Raw genomic sequence first — 17,668 nt, forward strand, 5'->3', positions numbered from 1 at the left:
GAGTACGTTAATTTGATTTTCCGATCTTAGCGATAAAAAAATACTATTTCCCCAATAATCTAAAATTCATTATTCTAGTTAAATATTAGATAAACACCTCAATCATGGAGATAATGATGAGCTTAATTAATACTGAAGTTAAACCTTTTAAAGCACAAGCTTTCCAAAACGGCCAATTCATCGAAGTTACAGAAGCCGATCTTAAAGGTAAATGGTCTGTAGTTTTCTTCTATCCAGCTGACTTCACTTTTGTTTGCCCAACAGAACTTGGTGACCTTGCTGACAACTATGCTGAATTCAAAAAATTAGGCGTTGAAATCTACTCTGTTTCTACAGATACACACTTCACGCACAAAGCTTGGCACGATTCTTCTGAAGAAATCAAAAAAATTGAATATGTAATGGTTGGCGACCCAACTTGGGTTCTTGCTAAAAACTTCGAAGTTTTAATTGAATCTGCTGGTCTTGCTGATCGTGGTACTTTCGTTATCGATCCTGAAGGTAAAATCCAAATCATCGAAATTAATGCTGGTGGTATTGGTCGTGATGCTTCTGAACTTCTTCGTAAAGTTAAAGCAGCTCAATATGTTCACGGTCATCCTGGCGAAGTTTGCCCAGCTAAATGGAAAGAAGGCGATGCAACTCTTGCTCCTTCAATCGACTTAGTTGGTAAAATCTAATTCTTAAATTAGATTAAACACATAAAAAAACCACGCTTTTTAGCGTGGTTTTTTTGCATTAGATTTTATGTATAGTTTTTTGTGTTTGTAGGTTTTTATTTAATGCGACCAAATTGCAATTTCATATCCATCTAAATCTTTAAAATGAAAACGACGTCCACCTGGAAAACTAAAAATCTCTTGTACGATGGTTGCACCCGCCTCTTTCACACACATTAAGCTTTGTTCTAATTGGGCACTATACAAAACAATTAATGCGCCACCAGAACTTTGCACATCATCAGATTGAGCAAAGCCCCCTTTTATCTCCCCTGAATCAAACTCACAATATTCAGGGCCAAAGTCGGTGAAAGTCCAGCCTAAGTTTTGATAAAACCTTTTGCTTTGTACGACGTCTTTCACCTTAAATTCAATATAGTTAATGGAAATTTTTTGACGAGCCGCTGACTGATCCATCGATGTTTCTCCTTAAATTTATAAAATATTGTTCTATAGAAAATAAAATATGAGTCAATTGATAATACATTTAAACCACTGAATATAGGATAGCAAAAAATTATTTTTGCGTAGTTCTACTCAAACGATCAACTTGCTTAAGTAACTCAGGAATACGATATCTCCCGTACATGGACTGTACATTATGTTTTGCTTGCACTAGCTCTATGCCGATGGCAGAGACATATAATGGCTTAACACTCTGTCCACGTAAAATTTCAAATTCCTTTGGTGTTCCCCTAAATTCATTTTTGGCCACTCCAATCACAGGGATTTTATCAACTAAGGCAGCATATAAGTGCTGTCCTAAACCTGCTATTTGTTCAGTGCCTAAATAGACATAGCCATCAATCACAATCATATCGATGGGTTCTTGCACCAAATCCAATAACGTTAAAATACACGGCAATTCACGTTTATAAAATTGACCTGATTCATAGTCAGCAATTGGTTTGATGGTGATAAGGTAATGATTCAATACAACTGAACTCGCCCAAGATTCAAATACTACACCAGCAACTTGTGCAGAGTTATCTGTGTAGGCAACGTCTATTGCAAGAATCATGATCTACCTCTTAATGACTAATTAATGACTAAAATAAAATACCAATTTTCTCATTTACTGATGATTTTTTAAGTGTTTATCTTGCCCAGAATGGGTAATGTCAAAATATGAATATCTTTAGCAAAATATAAACAGCTTTATTTACAAAACCACTATACATTTCTTTAAGTGAATAGACTAATTTCAAAAGATACAGAATACATTTTTCTGTAAAACAATCAAAAGTTTAAGGGGTTGCTTATGGGATCAATGATTACCGTGACTTCTTGGAAGTACAATGCTTCTTCACGGTATTTAAAAATTTTTTATAACAATGGTTCTGGTGAACTTTACCATCCTGTCCCAGAATTTATATACAATAATTTACTACGATGTAGTGATAAAACAGCATTCGTGCATAAATACCTAGAATACGATTTACATTTTAAGCGACTTTCAATTTTATAGTTTTTTTAGAACTGTGCTTTTAAAGCAAAGTCAGGGAGATTTCTCCCTGATGTAAAAACTCGATTAGTTTTTAAATGTCACTACAAACAGACCAGACCCAATCGACAAGGTTGTGGTCATAAACCTTTCATCTCGTTTAACTTCCATGATAAAGCTCTTTACTTCAGCAGCATGTGATATCACATTATCTACAATCAATACCCCACCATGCTCTACAAGCATCTTCTGTAAATATATCCAGTAATTTAAATAAGCATTGCGCTCAGCGTCCAGTAGAATAAAGTCATATTGTTCCTGACACTGTTCCAAGTATTTTTGTGCATCCCCTACCCAAAAATCAATCACGTCATCAACCTGTAACTCTTGAGCATGCAGTTGCGCTTGCTGAGTTCTTTTTTCATCGATCTCTAGCGTTGTCACCTTGGCACCTGTGACTTTGGCTGCATCTGCAAGCCACAATGTAGAGTAACCTGTTGATGTCCCGATCTCTAAAATTTTCTTAGACTGCTGAATTCTCACTTGCATGGCTAAAAACAATGCTGATTCAGGTTCGATATTTCGATAGCGTTTAATACGATCACACTGTGTAGCATCAAACTTAATAAAGGATTGATATAGTTCATTCAATCGTTGCAAAAATGGGTTACTTAAACTCATGTTTAGATCTTCCTTTTCACTATCATTGTTATTATTTCAATCATTTACGTCATTGCTATGACAATACATAGCTTTTGACAAGTTACATCGTTACGGTTTATTACGCGACTTTATCATTCAATAAAATCTAGCAAATACAACTCAAACCTCATGTAAAAATTCAAATCTTGCTTGGACTTGGCCATTTTCTAATGTGACTTGCTCACAAAACATTTCATAAGGTCGAACCCAGATTGAATAATCATCATATAAACATTGGTAAACCACAACTTTTTCACGGGTTTCACTGTGTGTTGCGACATGAAAGACTTGGTATAAATTACCTTTATAATGTTTATAAATTCCAGCTTTTAACATCTACACTCAACACTCTAAATACGATATCTATGTTATACAGGATAGCCAAAGAAAAAACTCGTCCGTAGACGAGTTTTTTTATGCTTTTCAATTTTTAAATTAAGAAAAGTCTAAGCCTTTTTCAAATGCTTTTAACTCGTGGCGAGCCATTGCTAAGTTTGATTTAGAACGATCTAAAACAAGATAAAGGAATAAGTTTTCATTTGAATCAAGTGGGCGAATCAAATGATACTGTTTACCTAATGTAATTAAAATATCTTCAATTACATCATCTAATTTCAGTGCTTTTGCTACTTTACGCTTAGCACGAACAACTTCAGTATTACCTGCAGCTGCTAATTCTAAGTCTAAACCTGCACCTGCAGTCGCTAAAGATAAACCACTTTCGCTATCTACTAATGCAGCACAAACGAAACCATCGATATCAGTTAATTGATCTAGTGTAATACGAGCCATGAGCATCCCCGTTTCTTTCAACATTGTTGTTCGCTTTAGTAATTCAATTTTTATTTTGCTTTACTAAAACACTTTACTATTTAGCTAAAAATATTCATTTCTAACTAACATGGATAAATTAGTATTCTTTTTTTGAATACCCATTTAATTTTATTTGATAATCAATTTTAATTAATTATTTCCCACACTCATTTTAATAGCATAAAAAATATTAACTATTCAATAGAAATTTAAAAAATAAATGACTAATTTGACTATTTAAAACTTTTGAAAAAATCCAACAAATACCAGATAGAAAAAACCCAGTACAAATCTCATTTTTCAAAAAAAATGCAACTGAAGTTACATTTTTCACAATGGCTTATCTATATATTTCTCATCAGTAATTCTGAGGTGGATTTAAGCTCATAGAGCATCTGTCCCAATAAAATATCTTTGTTGGTCATCGCCACTAAAACCAGTGGATGCTTTGGATGAGGAATGGCTGTCAAAAGTGCTTTTCCGTTCTCAGCATCTAAGGTAATTGTTTGACATCCAACAAGATTGATTTCTGAAACAAATGCGGTTACTAGGGCTAAAATCGAACTACTCACTGCGGCAATCTTTCCAGAATTGCTAATATTTTTCTTGTTGACTAAAGCAATTTCAAACCCATCAGAAGTACACAACATGATGAACTCTACACCACTGACAGAGTTCAAAAGCTGCCTGATTTGTTTTTCAGCATATGCTACAAAATCATCAGGTACTTTTCGAGATGTGTTTAGGTCAAGCATATTCAAGAAAACCCCATAAATTAATTTGTAAATCCAGCATTTTCAAAAGCCGAAAACACAGGTTTTTCAGACTTTTTCCAGCAACAGAATTATTTGATATACTTCACATTTTACACTCAATTCTATCTGTTTTTATTGGCTTGTAAACATGTTTTTTCACTTTTAATTTAATTTTTTGAGCACTAATATTGCGCCACAAAGCTTCAAATTGTCAGATTTTTTTCAACAAGGTCACTTTCAAATAACTAATATCATAAATTGAGTGGATCTTACACCTTATCTTGATTTAATTTTAACGATACAGCATTAAAACAAGCTTAAATTTTACCATTGATTATTTTATTGATATTAGCAGTTAAACTATAAAATCACTTTATTGATATTATATTAAGCTTTTATTAAAAGCAGATTTGTGCGCTATTATTCGATATAAGATAAATTGATCTTATAAAAACTTTACATTTTATTTTTTGATTTGGTTATTTTTTGTGTTTATATTTATTTCATCCAACTGCTGGATGCCAAAAATTAATTTAAAAAAGGTACAAGACAATGAATAAACTTCTACTCTCTCTTGGTCTGATTGCAACGATTGCACTTGTTGGTTGTAATAAAGATAAAGCGCCAGAAACAGGGGCGACCACAGGTGAACATGCTGAAAATGCCGTAGAACAAGCAAAACATGATGCAGAACATGCCGCTCAAAATGCAGCTGATGCGACGGCGAAAGCTGCGGATAATGCAGCAAATGCAACTGCGACTGCTGTCGATCATGCCGCTGATGCAACTGCACATGCTGTCGATGCAACTGTTGATGCTGCTAAAGATGCCACTGCAACTGCCGCTGGTGCTGTTGAAAAAGGTGCTGCGGACGTTAAAGAAAAAGCAAGCCAATAGTTTTAATCTGAAAAAAAGCTCCTAAATATAGGAGCTTTTTTATATTTGTCATATATTTAGATTATCAATGAATCAGCTTTCAGTTACTTGGAGTTTTGTTTATGCCACATTCTCATCACCTAGAGCAGCATTTTATACAACGTACAGGCTGGTTAAGAGCAGCGGTCTTGGGTGCAAATGATGGCATCATTTCTGTGACCAGTTTAGTGATGGGAATGGCAGCGAGTGGTGCGTCTAGTCACACGCTATTGATTACCTGTATTGCGGGATTGATTTCAGGTGCAACCTCAATGGCTGCCGGTGAATATATTTCCGTCAAATCTCAATCAGATATTGAAGCGGCGGATTTAAAAATCGAAGCTCGCGAATTAGAAAAAAACCCGCACTTAGAACTTAAAGAACTGACTCACATTTATATTCAACGCGGTTTAGATCCCGAATTGGCGCATCAAGTTGCCGTTCAACTCACAGAAAAAGATGCCTTAGAAGCGCATGCACGGGATGAAATTGGGATCAATGAAGCAACTGCGGCAAGACCATTACAAGCTGCTGGTTCTTCAGCGTTATCGTTTTCAATAGGTGCCTTATTTCCAACATTGTCAATTCTGTTTAGCCCCGAAGCATATTTAGAAAAAATTGTTTTAGTAGTCGGTATCTTATCTCTGGTCATACTCGGTGCCTTATCCAGCTATTTTGCGGGCACATCAATACTCAAGGGTAGTTTCCGTGTGGCAATATGGGGAATTATCGCAATGGCGTTCTCAAGCTGGATTGGTTCTCTGTTCCAAGTCACTCCGATGTGATCTAAGCCTGTATAAAATAAGCTACACCTTAAAGGTGTATTTGAATTATATTTTTATAATAAATACCGAACATAATTTGCTTATTGCAATTGGCTTGGGCAAAGTAACTTAAAACTCAAGGAGCTTAAGTATGTCTTTATTAGAACAATTAGGGATAAAACATCCCATCTTACTTGCACCAATGGCAGGCGTTTCTACCCCACTATTGGCAGCGGAAGTATCAAATCAAGGGGCTTTAGGCGCTTTAGGACTCGGTGCAAATACCATAGATTCTGCACTTCAACAAATTCAAGAAACCCAAGCGTTAACACCACATCCTTTTCAATTAAATTTTTTCTGTCATGAATCAACAGCATTAAACACTGAATCTAATACGCTGTGGAGTCAACATTTAGCTGCTGAATTTAAAAAATTTGGCGCAAATCCACCCACAGAATTAAAATGCATCTACCCGAGCTTTAAAGACAATGATGATTTTTTAAACCTGTGTTTAGACACTCAACCCAAAGCGGTAAGTTTTCATTTTGGTATCCCGCATCAATATCAAATTCAAAAATTAAAACAAGCCGGTATCATCACTCTAGTTTCTGCAACCAATCTGGCTGAAGCGCTGGCTATTGAAGAAGCTGGGATTGATATTATTGTGGCTCAAGGTATCGAAGCAGGTGGGCATCGCGGTATTTTTAACGCTCAAATTGATGGTGCAATTAAAACCTCAGATCTGGTCACACTTATCAAAAAACATAGCTCACTGCCTGTCGTTGCAGCAGGCGGTATTATGAATGGGCAACAAGCCAAAGCCATGTTAAATCTTGGTGCTGATGCTGTACAATTGGGAACAGCTTTTGTGCAATGTAAAACATCAAACGCCAATCCAGCATATCGCAAGGCCTTATTTGATCACCCACTCACTCAAATTACCTCAAGCATTTCAGGTCGCCCAGCACGCGGCATCATCAATCATTGGCAAGCGAGAATTGATCAGCCCGATCGCCCACATGTAGCCGCCTACCCTTATGCTTATGATTTGGCAAAACAGCTAAATGCTTTCGCGGTGCAACATGGTGATACTGGCTTTGGTGCATTTTGGGCTGGAAGTAATGTTGGACAGATTCGTGAATTAGAGGCTCAGGATCTGGTTAATCAATTGGTTGTAGAAATGAACCATTCTTAATGCCCAACTCAGCTGTCAATAGAAGCTGAACTGCAGCAGCTTCTATTTATATTGATTAGGCTTGGCTTTGTTCAACCAACATATACACCAAATCTAGTTCAGGACATGCATACCCCAATCCTGTCATTGCAGCAGTAATTTGCCCACGATGATGTGTGCCATGATTAAATACATGCATAAGTGTCGCAGCATAAGGCAAAGTCAGTTGTTGTCCAGAAACGCGTTTATAGGTTAAATCTGCATTTAAGGTTTTTTCATCTAACTGCTCTAGAAACTCAATCCAATTTTTCGACTTCTCTTGTAATTCATCCAGTAATGCTGTCTTTTTAGTTTGGATCATTGTATTTAATGCAATTGCAGGTGATATCCCCTGCTTAAAGCGTGAATACCAGAGATAATGTTCACCCAACAATAGATGATTCAAGGTGCCAACAATGCTTTTAAAGTAAAGACCAACATCTTTGTTAAAATCATCATCGGATACAGATTTTAAACTTTCACAAAGACGCTGGGTTGCCCAGATATTGTATTGTGCCAGTATTCTGAAAGAATCTTTATTCATGACTTAAATAAACCATCATTGTGGGTATATGAAATATAATCAGCTTGATAAAAATGCCATTTTGACTAGAATAGCGACAAAATCAATAAAGCTAGCTTGATGCTCATGTTAAATCAAATTTTTTGCCAATCGGTGAATCATTTTCCACTTATTTGATTAAGTTTTAAATTTTTTAACAACTTATTCAGAATACAAGTGAGATTTATCATGTCTGCATATCATCAAATACGTGCGCTATATGACCGCGACACGATTACAGTTTATCAAGCCTATAACCAACAAATTGCACAATTGGCGGTACAACAACAAAAGTTTGTTTCGCCCTTTTCCTTTCACAGAATGACATGGATAAAACCTTCATTTTTATGGCTAATGGAAAGAAGTCATTGGGCAACAAAATCCAACCAAAATCATATTTTGGCAATCCGTATCAAACGTGATTTTTGGGAATATTTACTCCAGCAAAGTATCCATACCGACCCGACACTCTCTGCGCATAAAAATGGCGAACACTGGTTTGAGTCTTTTGAAAATGCCAAAGTTCATATTCAGTGGGATCCTGAACGGAATTTAAAGGGAACTAAGCTTGAACAGCGTAGTATTCAAATTGGGATTAGTCGTTTTTTAATTCAAGCGTTTAACAACACCGCGATTCACTCAATCCAAGATATCACCCCTCTTGTAAATAAGATGGCGCAATTTCGACGTTTAGGACAGTATAAACACGCTGAAAAGCTCTTGCCTAAACAACGTATTTATCCTTTAAACGATGCATTAAAAAAACATTTAGTGATTGGTTGATTCAGTATGGGAGTTCGCTTCCATACTCATTACACCTTATTGATTACACATCCAATAAATTTACCGATTCAACCTGTACATCACTCATCGTATTGCCTTGTTCAAGCAAGTGATTAAAGTAAGCCTCAACAACTTTTGCTTGTTCTATCGTACTTTCCACTTTGTACATATTTTGACGGAATTCATTACTAGAATGTAAGCCTTTGGTGTACCAAGCAATATGCTTACGTGCAATTCGGCAACCCGAGTATTCACCATAGAACTGATAAAGTTCAGACAAATGGCCCAGTAATACGTGTTTTACTTCTTGAATATCTGGTGCTGCTAAATATTCACCGGTTTTTAAATAATGGGCAATTTCACGAAAAATCCATGGACGCCCTTGGGCCGCGCGCCCAATCATAACCGCGTCAGCACCAGTATAGTCCAATACATATTTAGCTTTCTCTGGACTGTCGATATCTCCATTGGCAATCACAGGAATAGAGAGCATCTGTTTGACTTCTTTAATCAAACTATAACGTGCCGTATTTAAATACATATCCTCACGGGTCCGACCATGTAAAGCTAAGGCTGCAATTCCAGCTTCTTCTGCTCGTTTCGCCACACGGATAATATTCTCATGGCCATTTAAAAAACCTAACCGCGTTTTTAACGTCACAGGCACATCAACCGCTTTTACCACTGCATCTAAAATTCGGGCAACCAAATCTTCATCTTTCAGCAATGCCGAACCTGCCAGTTTATTACAAACTTTTTTTGCTGGGCATCCCATATTGATATCGACAATTTGCGCCCCATTTGCAACTTGATAACGTGCTGCCTCAGCCAACTGATCTGGTTCAGATCCTGCAATTTGCGCTGAAATCGGCGCTAATTCACCATCAAAATTTGCCCGATATAAACTCTTTTTGGTCATACGTAAGGTCTGATCAGAGGTCATCATTTCACTTACCGCATGCCCAGCACCAAAGTATTTGCACAGTGTCCTAAACGGACGGTCTGTGACTCCGGCCATAGGTGCAACGATTAAATTATTTGACAGTTGATAAGGACCAATATACATATATATTCATACATTTTTAGACCTTCATAGTATACTGCATCTGCCATAGTGGCTCATCATTTTCTGAGTATGTTTTCTTCGACATGAAAAAATTAGTTCGACATCACGCATTTCTTAAATCTTTCAGCGTGTTAGCTCTTTCTTTAAGCCTAGTCGCTTGTGGTAAAGGTTCGTGGTTTGCCAATGAAGATGATGAACAATTAAAACAAGAGCAAATCAGAAAACTGATTCCAAATCGTGTCAATCAACGTGACTCGTGGGCAAAAGACATCTACGATATTTCCAATGAATTAAAAATCCCAACCAACAAAGAAAATATCTGTACCATCATTGCAGTGGTTGATCAGGAATCTAACTTTGTTGCCAATCCTGTCGTGCCAGGTTTGGGGGATAAAGCGGTAAAAGAAGTCACCACACGTTTAAATGAAAAGTTTGAAGATAAACTTGGAACCACAATTGGTGGCACGGTTGCTGCATATTTTGAGAATGTTTTAAAAAATCAGCCCTCACCTGATGATAACTATTTAAAACAAATGAGTCGTGTCCGCACTGAAAAAGATTTAGACGTACTTTACCGTGAAATCTTTGATTATATGGCAAAGCATTATCATGTGAGTGCGCTGACAGGTGCGGCCAAATTTGTTGGACAAGATATTGCTGAAAAAATGAACCCAATCACCACATTAGGTTCCATGCAGGTTCATATCAATTATGCCAAAGAGCATAAACGCACCAGTATGAACATCAATGAATTACGTGATGATCTATATACTCAATTTGGAGGTTTATACTATGGAATCCATCGTTTAATGATGTATCCAGCAGATTATGATAAACCGATTTATCGTTTTGCTGACTATAACTCAGGCATGTATTCTAGCCGAAATGCCGCTTTTCAAAAAATGATTGATAAGCTCACTGAAGCTAATCTGGCACTCGATGGTGATTTACTCTCGTATGATAAAAATGGCGCGCCGCGTCCGGCAATTACAGATACAGAAAAAGCCCTCACTGCCTTATTTTCAAAAAATAATATTTTAGTCACACCGAGACAACTACGTAGTGATTTAAAAGACGAGAAGCAGCAAGATTTTGAAAAAACTCAAACCTATATTGCAGTGACTAAACTTTATAAGAATAAAACAGGCAAAGATCCAATGTATGCGATAATCCCTGAAGTTGTCATTTCTGGGCCTAAATTGAGTCGTGATTATAATACTAACTGGTACGCAAGCCGCGTAAACGGACGATATGAAACATGTATGCACCGAGCAAAACGTTTAAAAATTTAGCATTATTTGATTTTGACGGAACCTTGTGTAAAAAAGACAGTTTCACAGGGTTTATTTTCTATGCTTTATCAAAAAGACATATCGTAAAGCAAGGCATCAAAATTTTACCGTGGATTCAGGCCTATTATTTAAATATCTACCCTGCCAACTCCATGCGTATCAAATTATTTAATGCAATGTTTAAACAAGCCGATGCCAATGAAATTCAAGATATTGCAAACGAATACGCTCAACGCTTAGTTCGACAACTGGATCAAAACCTTTATCAGCAGTTATTAAAACATCAAACAAATGGCGATGATGTTGTTTTGGTTTCAGCATCTGTAGATATTTACCTCAAAATCATTTGCCAAATCTTAGATATCGATTTGATCTGTACTGGTACTGAAGTCATAGATGGCAAATTTACTGGCAACTATTCCACGCCAGATTGCAGTTGTGAACAAAAACGACTTCGTATCTTAGAAAGATATGATTTAGATCAATATAATAAAATATTCGCCTATGGGAACAGTGAAGAAGATTTAGATATGCTTCATTTGGCCGACTATCAATATATGGTTGGTAAGGATCAGGTTTTACCTTATTTAGAAGATGAAAAAAAATTTGCTTAAAAGATTTAATCAATGACTTGCAAAATATATATGATCTGAATAAATTGAGTAAAATTTCTTGATAATTATTTTATAATCAAAGCATTACCACAAAATTTAAAATAAACTTAAACTTGATTTTCCTTGCTTTTACCATTGTTAATTTTTTATTTCAAACGTACTTTTAAGGTCGACTTTAAAAAAATTATTACTTCATCACAATATTGTGATATAAAACTCACTTTACAGAAATAAAGATAAATCAATCAAACTATAGGCATTAAATTAAGACTTAAAAAATAAACTAACGAAAAGGAATTTTACTTTGAAAATTAATGGATTCAATATAATTTTGACCATGCTCTCTATTTTTGCAACATCATCAGTAATGGCTCGTCCAGCAAGCTGTGAAGATAATTTTGTAGTCAATCGCCAAAATGGCATGGTCGATTATCAAGCAACCGTTTTGCTCACTTCGGCAAATGAGCACGATATTTCACAGCAGATCAAACAAGCAATTGAGCAGTCTGGTTTCCGTATAGACAGTGAGGAAACAACTCGCTCAGGGACTGAGATCACCTTCTTACCAAACAAACAGGCTAGAGATGCTTGGCTTGCAATGACAGCTGTCGTGACCAAGACAGAGAATCAATACATGGTTGGATTACGTAGCTTAGGAGATAGCAGCTTAAAACAACAAAGTACACCACAGATGCGTACAGCGATGTGCGGATTTCTCGCCAGTTTACCGAGTGCTAAATCTTCAAATATCGTTGCAACACAAACCACATCTGGACGTGGCGCCCCCCCTGCCACAAAAAATATTGGTCGAGAAATACGCCCTAAATCTGAGTTAGATGTGCGTGTAGCACAACTGGCTCTTGAACCAGGGGCAGCAACAATTATGGGTAAAGCATGCACTACAAATAGATCACATGGACAAACTTTCCGTGATTATTTACGTAACGAAGCAGTGTTTTTGTATCCAGTGACGCCTTATCTTGAGGAAATTCTCAGTCTGTACGAAAAATCTCGTCCTGAAGATACAGTAATTATTTCTCCACTGATTACTCAGATGCGTATTGAAGGGCGCACCAATAGCGATGGTGAGTTTCGTTTTTCACAACTCAAACCAGGCAAGTATCTAATCGTTGCTGAACATGCTTCTGCTGGTGCAGGCAGTTATATGAATTATGATGGTGCCAATACTTCACAAAATGGTAATACCATTACCACGACTCATTTCTATTCAGAACGTGAATTTTTTCGGAACTGGAATGACATCCTAAAAGATCGTGTCACAATTTCAAAACCAGATCAGATTGTCAAAATCAGTTTAACCCCACCCTTTCGTGCTCAGGGGCTAATTGGTGGTTTAATTAATCGTGGAAAGCAAAAAGGCATTGGCGTTATGGGCTTGTCTTGTTCGGAGTGGCAATTTAAATGAAGATGCATATCCCAATATTGTTGTTACTGAGTTGTATGATAGCAACACCTTCCCTCTATGCTTCTGATCTTGCCCCAATGCTCGGATCTTGGCAATGTACTGCTCAAGCTGAAATTGCACTACCTATTAATGCAGGTAAGCCACTTAAAATGGTTGAGACCTATACCGTGATGACGACTGCAGATGGAATCAGTGAAGGAGATGATTCAACTATTTTTTACTTTCCCTTAGGGGAAAAGTTGATGCCCATTGAGGTGATTAGCCATTCTAAAGCGCAATATCGTTTACAAGGTGACACCTTAAAACTTCTTGTTTTAACTTGGGAATTACGTGAAGGACGTATTGCCCCTAAAGAACGGGCAGATTTTATTACCAGTATGCTAGGCAAAAATGCACCAGCTGCAGCTCGCTCACAACTAGGAGCAAAAATAGATCGTATGGCTGAAGATTTTGCTGAAACTATTGCGAAAAGTTTTCAGGCAAGAATCGGTAAAGAAAGTTCCATGCCATTTCGGGTGACAACCACGGGTGCTGGAAAAATAGAAAAAACCTTTGGTTCAGATCCAAAAGCTGTCACACATCAATGTGTCCGTTTATCCAAATGATAGTTGACTCGTGATTTGAGGAAAAATTAAATGTGCTTGCTCAACATACCTTTATATGGGTATTGCTATTCCAATGCTACAAACGCAAACAATGCCTATTCAATAGTTAGTGTTCAGTTATAGCATGGGTCGGCCATAAATTTTTTAAATCCGATCTATACAACGAAAAAGTACCATTAATCATACCCAAATAAAAACCCCGCCAAAGCGGGGTTATATTTCTTAGAAATCTTAAAGCTAATCAATAAATCGACATGTGATTACGATGAATCATTTCTAAAGAACGTGCTTCACCTAGCACCTGATACACTTTATCCGAAGCCAAACCTTTGACAGTTTCAGCAGAACGCGAACTAAAGTTCACCCGTCCAACCGCGACTCGATGACCATACTGATCAACACATTCCACAACATCACCACGATCAAAATGCCCTTCAACAGCTTTTACCCCTACAGGCAATAAACTACGATGGTTTTCTTTAATGGCTTTGACAGCACCATCATCTAAAACCAAACGCCCTGCAGTTTGAAGGTGTGCAGCTAACCACTGTTGATGTGCTGTAACACGATCATCATCAGTAATAAATAAAGTACCCAATAATTCACCCGCCATTAAACGAGCCAATACATTGTCACTTTCACCACTGGCTATCAGCGTTGGACAACCTGACTTAGCAGCCAGACGAGCAGCACGAACTTTGGTCAACATACCACCACGACCAAACTTACCACCACCACCAGCCATATCAAACAAGGTTTCATCCATTGCACGAACAGTATGGAACAATTTTGCATTTGGATTAGAACGCGGGTCTGAATCAAACATCCCTTGCTGATCAGTCAAAATGATCAGTAAGTCTGCATGAACTTGCCCTGCAACCATTGCTGCAAGCGTATCATTATCACCAAAGCGGATTTCATCAGTAGACACTGTGTCATTTTCATTGATGACAGGAATCACTTTCCAATCAATTAAATTCTGCAGTGCATCACATGAGTTAAGGTAACGGCGGCGATCCGCAAGATCATCATGAGTTAACAAGACTTGCGCCGTTTGGATAGAATGCTTTTCCAACACGCTTGACCACGTATGAATTAGCCCCATCTGACCAATGGCAGCACAAGCTTGTAGACTGGGTAAATCGGTGGGTCGATTCTCTAGCTTCATACGAACCATCCCTTCAGCCACAGCACCTGAAGACACAAGAATAATCTCGTGCCCTGCATTGTGTAGATCTGCAATTTGTTTCGCCCAATGCGAAATTGCATCCAAATCTAAACCTTGCCCATTTGCTGTGAGTAAAGATGATCCGATTTTAACAACGATACGTTTTAAAGCCTTGAGCTGACGTTGCCCATCTACCACTTCTATCATCTTGTCCTCGGTCTTTCTTTTCTAAATGGGTATCTTTAGAAATGATAGATACCCTTAGAAATTAGCGTACGTAGTACACTTCCATTTCGCCATCATCCTCGCCATCGTCATCCTCATCATCTTCTTCCTCTGCCAAAATACCAGCAAGACGTTGTTGACGACGCATTTCACGATAAGCTTCTTTTGCAGCAATCGTTTGCTCACGTGTTTCAGCTTCAAGCTGATCACGGAATGCTTTCATTTTCGCTGCATACTCTGGATCTTCATCTTCCAACTCACGTTGTTGCTCGATTTGATCCATGAGGTAATACACAACAGGTTTGGTACCTTCTTCAAGCAAGCCTGAAGTTTTAAATACAGGACCATCCCATTGTAATTCTTCAAGAATATGATTACACCATTCTTCTTGAGTATCATCAGTTAATTGATCAAGTTTGTTTAAAACAAGAACAATCGGTAATTGAGCCAATGTTGGTGAGAATTTTTTCAATTCCTCCACAATCGCTTTGGCATTGTAGGCAGGATCTGAACCATCAATCGGTTGTACATCGACAATATGCAAAAGAATACGTGTACGTGCCAAATGCTTAAGGAAACGAATCCCTAAACCAGCACCTTCCGCTGCACCTTCAATCAATCCAGGAATATCGGCCATAACGAATGAACGATGACGATCCGCATCGACCACACCTAAGTTCGGTACCATTGTTGTAAATGGATAATCTGCAACTTTTGGTTTAGCTGCTGATACTGCACGGATAAAGGTAGATTTACCTGCATTCGGCATCCCCAATAAACCTACATCCGCTAGAACTTTTAACTCTAAACGAATTTCACGGTATTCACCTTTGATACCATGTGTACATTTACGCGGAGAACGGTTAGTCGATGATTTAAAATGAGTATTCCCTAAACCACCATCGCCACCATGTGCAACTAAAACCTTTTGGCCATCTTCAACCAAATCACCAATAATATCGCCAGACTCTGTATCTACAATGGTTGTTCCTACTGGAACTTTCAGAATAACTGATTCACCACCACGACCAGCACAGTTTGCGCCAGCACCGTTTTTACCACGTTCAGCGCGAAATTTACGGGTATAACGATAATCTACTAAGGTACTGGTATCGTCGTCAGCTTGAATATATACGCTGCCGCCACGACCACCATCACCACCATCTGGGCCACCAAATGGTACAAATTTTTCACGGCGAAAACTGGCTACGCCATTGCCACCGTCGCCAGCCTCTACGGTAATGACTGCTTCATCAACAAAGCGCATGCTGCCAATCCTCTAAAATCTTTAAAACCCCATATTCTGCCATATTTTCAAAAATTTCTCGAATAGTATTATTCAGCTAAGCATGAATTTTCTTAAACATTTATTGTGAGAGGCTTGATAATGCATATTTTTATTCGATTTCGATTGTTTTTTATTCACATATTTTTCTATAATCAGTTCGCTGAAAATCAATAATTCAAAATTAAATCACGCTTATTTTAATGAATCTCACAATTTCTGTTTATTCGCATGCATTTTTTTGATTTTCGAACTTATACATTAATTTTAAGGAACACTCATATTGTCTATCGTCCAACTCAGTGCTGCGCTTGGACCCGCAGAATGTGAACTCGCTGTAAAATATACGCTTGAAGAAATACACAAAGAAGCCAAAACAAAAAAAATCCATCTCCAAACAATTGAAAGCCATACGACTCAATATGGTTATTCCTCGGTACTGCTCAGTGTCGATGAGAATGCTCAAACATGGCTCAATACTTGGCTCGGTACAATTCAATGGACTTTTCAAAGTCCAATTCGTCCACAACATAAACGTAAAAACTGGTTTGTAGGCATTACGCTTTTCGATACACCGTTGCAACTCCCTGCAGATGACACCATCACTTTTCAGGCCTGCCGTGCTTCAGGTGCTGGTGGCCAGCATGTCAACACAACCGACTCTGCTGTCCATGCAACGCATGTTGCATCTGGAATAAGTGTAAAGGTCATGTCTGAACGGAGCCAACATGCCAATAAACGTGTTGCAAAAGAGTTGATTGCACTCAAACTACAACAACAGATGGAGAGCCAGCAAGCCCATCAGAAACACGCTCAACATTTACAACATGCGTTGATAGAGCGAGGCAATGCCGTCCGAGCATTTAAAAAGTGATGTTTTTACATCACTTCAATTAATCGATATGCAAATTGAAACGTTCTATTTTCTTTTTCAATTAGCTCAGCACTTAATGTTAAATCTGCCCATTTTCCTGTTTCATCATTTAACGTGGTTTCTAATTTGGCCTCTATTCCATAACCACCTTGATAATATTGAAAAACTTCAAAATTCTCATTTGAAATTGTTAGTTCAGGAATGTTTTGATCAAAATAGTAATGTAAAACGTCTTCTTGAATTTCATCCCAAACAGCTTGAGATATTCCAAATTTTAAATGAAGTTGTTTAAAATTTTTCTGACAAACTGCTTGTATAAATTCCGCACATAATTGATATGCAATATCTTGAATATTTTTATCCATTGAATACCTAATTAAAGATAGTTTTGATTATAGAAATTGATTTCTAATCGAAACACGATTTTATCACAACAATAAAAA

At 37.5% G+C, this 17,668-nt stretch carries 22 protein-coding genes; 11 read left to right on the plus strand and 11 right to left on the minus strand.

Annotated features, from left to right (window positions below; genetic code table 11):
* Positions 1-116 precede the first annotated feature (116 nt).
* Positions 117-680, plus strand: coding sequence for an alkyl hydroperoxide reductase subunit C (gene ahpC / locus PYV58_RS14660; protein ID WP_004721823.1), 564 nt, complete (start codon positions 117-119; stop codon positions 678-680).
* A 99-nt stretch (positions 681-779) separates the two neighbouring features.
* Here ahpC and PYV58_RS14665 read toward each other — a convergent pair whose 3' ends face one another.
* Both PYV58_RS14665 and PYV58_RS14670 read right to left on the minus strand, forming a co-directional pair.
* Positions 780-1,136: a VOC family protein gene (locus tag PYV58_RS14665; protein ID WP_004820209.1), complete on the minus strand. Its 357-nt coding sequence runs from the start codon at positions 1,134-1,136 to the stop codon at positions 780-782.
* 100 nt (positions 1,137-1,236) lie between these two features.
* Entirely contained in the window at positions 1,237-1,740 is a 504-nt protein-coding gene (locus PYV58_RS14670) for an endonuclease V (RefSeq protein ID WP_034612120.1), read from the minus strand.
* 240 nt (positions 1,741-1,980) lie between these two features.
* On the opposite strand from PYV58_RS14670, the gene PYV58_RS14675 reads away from it, so the two are divergent.
* Positions 1,981-2,187, plus strand: coding sequence for a KTSC domain-containing protein (locus tag PYV58_RS14675; protein WP_004721830.1), 207 nt, complete (start codon positions 1,981-1,983; stop codon positions 2,185-2,187).
* A 63-nt stretch (positions 2,188-2,250) separates the two neighbouring features.
* Here PYV58_RS14675 and PYV58_RS14680 read toward each other — a convergent pair whose 3' ends face one another.
* From PYV58_RS14680 to PYV58_RS14695, 4 genes are all read right to left on the minus strand, one after another.
* Positions 2,251-2,844: a class I SAM-dependent methyltransferase gene (locus PYV58_RS14680; protein WP_034612124.1), complete on the minus strand. Its 594-nt coding sequence runs from the start codon at positions 2,842-2,844 to the stop codon at positions 2,251-2,253.
* Between the two features lie 141 nt (positions 2,845-2,985).
* Positions 2,986-3,201 (minus strand): DUF1653 domain-containing protein, encoded by a 216-nt coding sequence (locus tag PYV58_RS14685; protein ID WP_004820203.1) that lies wholly within the window; start codon positions 3,199-3,201, stop codon positions 2,986-2,988.
* Between the two features lie 99 nt (positions 3,202-3,300).
* Entirely contained in the window at positions 3,301-3,657 is a 357-nt protein-coding gene (locus PYV58_RS14690; RefSeq protein ID WP_004721834.1) for a hypothetical protein, read from the minus strand.
* A gap of 365 nt (positions 3,658-4,022) precedes the next feature.
* The gene (locus tag PYV58_RS14695) at positions 4,023-4,433 is read right to left on the minus strand and encodes a hypothetical protein (protein WP_004721835.1); all 411 of its coding nucleotides are present in this window, start codon (positions 4,431-4,433) and stop codon (positions 4,023-4,025) included.
* Between the two features lie 552 nt (positions 4,434-4,985).
* On the opposite strand from PYV58_RS14695, the gene PYV58_RS14700 reads away from it, so the two are divergent.
* The 3 genes from PYV58_RS14700 to PYV58_RS14710 all read left to right on the plus strand — a co-directional run bounded on the left by PYV58_RS14700 (position 4,986) and on the right by PYV58_RS14710 (position 7,307).
* Entirely contained in the window at positions 4,986-5,330 is a 345-nt protein-coding gene (locus tag PYV58_RS14700) for a hypothetical protein (RefSeq protein ID WP_275059558.1), read from the plus strand.
* Positions 5,331-5,431: 101 nt separating this feature from the next.
* On the plus strand, positions 5,432-6,133 hold the full coding sequence (locus PYV58_RS14705; protein WP_034612140.1) for a VIT family protein: 702 nt from the start codon (positions 5,432-5,434) through the stop codon (positions 6,131-6,133).
* A gap of 130 nt (positions 6,134-6,263) precedes the next feature.
* Positions 6,264-7,307, plus strand: a complete 1,044-nt coding sequence (locus PYV58_RS14710; protein ID WP_034612143.1) for a nitronate monooxygenase — start codon at positions 6,264-6,266, stop codon at positions 7,305-7,307.
* A 55-nt stretch (positions 7,308-7,362) separates the two neighbouring features.
* On the opposite strand, the gene PYV58_RS14715 is transcribed toward PYV58_RS14710, so the two are convergent.
* Entirely contained in the window at positions 7,363-7,869 is a 507-nt protein-coding gene (locus tag PYV58_RS14715) for a DinB family protein (protein WP_034612147.1), read from the minus strand.
* A 207-nt stretch (positions 7,870-8,076) separates the two neighbouring features.
* Here PYV58_RS14715 and PYV58_RS14720 point away from each other — a divergent pair, with 207 nt between their 5' ends.
* On the plus strand, positions 8,077-8,670 hold the full coding sequence (locus tag PYV58_RS14720; RefSeq protein ID WP_034612150.1) for a DUF4291 domain-containing protein: 594 nt from the start codon (positions 8,077-8,079) through the stop codon (positions 8,668-8,670).
* Between the two features lie 43 nt (positions 8,671-8,713).
* Here PYV58_RS14720 and dusB read toward each other — a convergent pair whose 3' ends face one another.
* Positions 8,714-9,736, minus strand: coding sequence for a tRNA dihydrouridine synthase DusB (gene dusB, locus PYV58_RS14725; protein ID WP_034612153.1), 1,023 nt, complete (start codon positions 9,734-9,736; stop codon positions 8,714-8,716).
* An 83-nt stretch (positions 9,737-9,819) separates the two neighbouring features.
* Between dusB and PYV58_RS14730 the strand changes: the two genes are divergently transcribed.
* From PYV58_RS14730 to PYV58_RS14745, 4 genes are all read left to right on the plus strand, one after another.
* Entirely contained in the window at positions 9,820-11,028 is a 1,209-nt protein-coding gene (locus tag PYV58_RS14730; RefSeq protein ID WP_034612156.1) for a DUF1615 domain-containing protein, read from the plus strand.
* Complete coding sequence (locus PYV58_RS14735) at positions 10,995-11,642, plus strand: HAD-IB family hydrolase (protein WP_004820178.1); 648 nt, start codon at positions 10,995-10,997, stop codon at positions 11,640-11,642. The genes PYV58_RS14730 and PYV58_RS14735 overlap by 34 nt, the downstream gene beginning before the upstream one ends.
* Before the next feature lie 304 nt (positions 11,643-11,946).
* Positions 11,947-13,068, plus strand: coding sequence for a carboxypeptidase-like regulatory domain-containing protein (locus tag PYV58_RS14740; protein ID WP_034612159.1), 1,122 nt, complete (start codon positions 11,947-11,949; stop codon positions 13,066-13,068).
* On the plus strand, positions 13,065-13,673 hold the full coding sequence (locus PYV58_RS14745; protein WP_034612162.1) for a hypothetical protein: 609 nt from the start codon (positions 13,065-13,067) through the stop codon (positions 13,671-13,673). The genes PYV58_RS14740 and PYV58_RS14745 overlap by 4 nt, the downstream gene beginning before the upstream one ends.
* Before the next feature lie 241 nt (positions 13,674-13,914).
* Here the strand turns inward: PYV58_RS14745 and proB are convergent, their stop codons facing one another.
* Both proB and cgtA read right to left on the minus strand, forming a co-directional pair.
* Positions 13,915-15,048, minus strand: a complete 1,134-nt coding sequence (proB, locus tag PYV58_RS14750) for a glutamate 5-kinase (RefSeq protein ID WP_004721861.1) — start codon at positions 15,046-15,048, stop codon at positions 13,915-13,917.
* 61 nt (positions 15,049-15,109) lie between these two features.
* Positions 15,110-16,333 (minus strand): Obg family GTPase CgtA, encoded by a 1,224-nt coding sequence (gene cgtA, locus PYV58_RS14755; RefSeq protein WP_004820174.1) that lies wholly within the window; start codon positions 16,331-16,333, stop codon positions 15,110-15,112.
* Positions 16,334-16,634: 301 nt separating this feature from the next.
* Between cgtA and prfH the strand changes: the two genes are divergently transcribed.
* The gene (gene prfH / locus PYV58_RS14760; protein ID WP_034612165.1) at positions 16,635-17,225 is read left to right on the plus strand and encodes a peptide chain release factor H; all 591 of its coding nucleotides are present in this window, start codon (positions 16,635-16,637) and stop codon (positions 17,223-17,225) included.
* Positions 17,226-17,230: 5 nt separating this feature from the next.
* Here prfH and PYV58_RS14765 read toward each other — a convergent pair whose 3' ends face one another.
* Positions 17,231-17,590, minus strand: coding sequence for a hypothetical protein (locus PYV58_RS14765; protein ID WP_034612168.1), 360 nt, complete (start codon positions 17,588-17,590; stop codon positions 17,231-17,233).
* Positions 17,591-17,668: the final 78 nt, after the last annotated feature.

Source organism: Acinetobacter sp. TAC-1, from assembly GCF_029025845.1.
GTDB lineage: Bacteria > Pseudomonadota > Gammaproteobacteria > Pseudomonadales > Moraxellaceae > Acinetobacter > Acinetobacter guillouiae.

Excerpts from the sequence above, each read along its gene's own strand:
- PYV58_RS14670 (WP_034612120.1), bottom strand. The coding sequence starts at position 1,740 with ATGATTCTTGCAATAGACGTTGCCTACACAGATAACTCTGCACAAGTT.
- PYV58_RS14765 (WP_034612168.1), bottom strand. The coding sequence starts at position 17,590 with ATGGATAAAAATATTCAAGATATTGCATATCAATTATGTGCGGAATTT.
- cgtA (WP_004820174.1), bottom strand. The coding sequence starts at position 16,333 with ATGCGCTTTGTTGATGAAGCAGTCATTACCGTAGAGGCTGGCGACGGT.
- PYV58_RS14675 (WP_004721830.1), top strand. The coding sequence starts at position 1,981 with ATGGGATCAATGATTACCGTGACTTCTTGGAAGTACAATGCTTCTTCA.
- PYV58_RS14745 (WP_034612162.1), top strand. The coding sequence starts at position 13,065 with ATGAAGATGCATATCCCAATATTGTTGTTACTGAGTTGTATGATAGCA.
- PYV58_RS14680 (WP_034612124.1), bottom strand. The coding sequence starts at position 2,844 with ATGAGTTTAAGTAACCCATTTTTGCAACGATTGAATGAACTATATCAA.
- PYV58_RS14730 (WP_034612156.1), top strand. The coding sequence starts at position 9,820 with ATGAAAAAATTAGTTCGACATCACGCATTTCTTAAATCTTTCAGCGTG.
- proB (WP_004721861.1), bottom strand. The coding sequence starts at position 15,048 with ATGATAGAAGTGGTAGATGGGCAACGTCAGCTCAAGGCTTTAAAACGT.
- PYV58_RS14710 (WP_034612143.1), top strand. The coding sequence starts at position 6,264 with ATGTCTTTATTAGAACAATTAGGGATAAAACATCCCATCTTACTTGCA.
- PYV58_RS14735 (WP_004820178.1), top strand. The coding sequence starts at position 10,995 with ATGTATGCACCGAGCAAAACGTTTAAAAATTTAGCATTATTTGATTTT.
- PYV58_RS14665 (WP_004820209.1), bottom strand. The coding sequence starts at position 1,136 with ATGGATCAGTCAGCGGCTCGTCAAAAAATTTCCATTAACTATATTGAA.
- dusB (WP_034612153.1), bottom strand. The coding sequence starts at position 9,736 with ATGTATATTGGTCCTTATCAACTGTCAAATAATTTAATCGTTGCACCT.
- PYV58_RS14705 (WP_034612140.1), top strand. The coding sequence starts at position 5,432 with ATGCCACATTCTCATCACCTAGAGCAGCATTTTATACAACGTACAGGC.
- PYV58_RS14720 (WP_034612150.1), top strand. The coding sequence starts at position 8,077 with ATGTCTGCATATCATCAAATACGTGCGCTATATGACCGCGACACGATT.
- PYV58_RS14715 (WP_034612147.1), bottom strand. The coding sequence starts at position 7,869 with ATGAATAAAGATTCTTTCAGAATACTGGCACAATACAATATCTGGGCA.
- PYV58_RS14700 (WP_275059558.1), top strand. The coding sequence starts at position 4,986 with ATGAATAAACTTCTACTCTCTCTTGGTCTGATTGCAACGATTGCACTT.
- ahpC (WP_004721823.1), top strand. The coding sequence starts at position 117 with ATGAGCTTAATTAATACTGAAGTTAAACCTTTTAAAGCACAAGCTTTC.
- PYV58_RS14690 (WP_004721834.1), bottom strand. The coding sequence starts at position 3,657 with ATGGCTCGTATTACACTAGATCAATTAACTGATATCGATGGTTTCGTT.
- PYV58_RS14685 (WP_004820203.1), bottom strand. The coding sequence starts at position 3,201 with ATGTTAAAAGCTGGAATTTATAAACATTATAAAGGTAATTTATACCAA.
- PYV58_RS14695 (WP_004721835.1), bottom strand. The coding sequence starts at position 4,433 with ATGCTTGACCTAAACACATCTCGAAAAGTACCTGATGATTTTGTAGCA.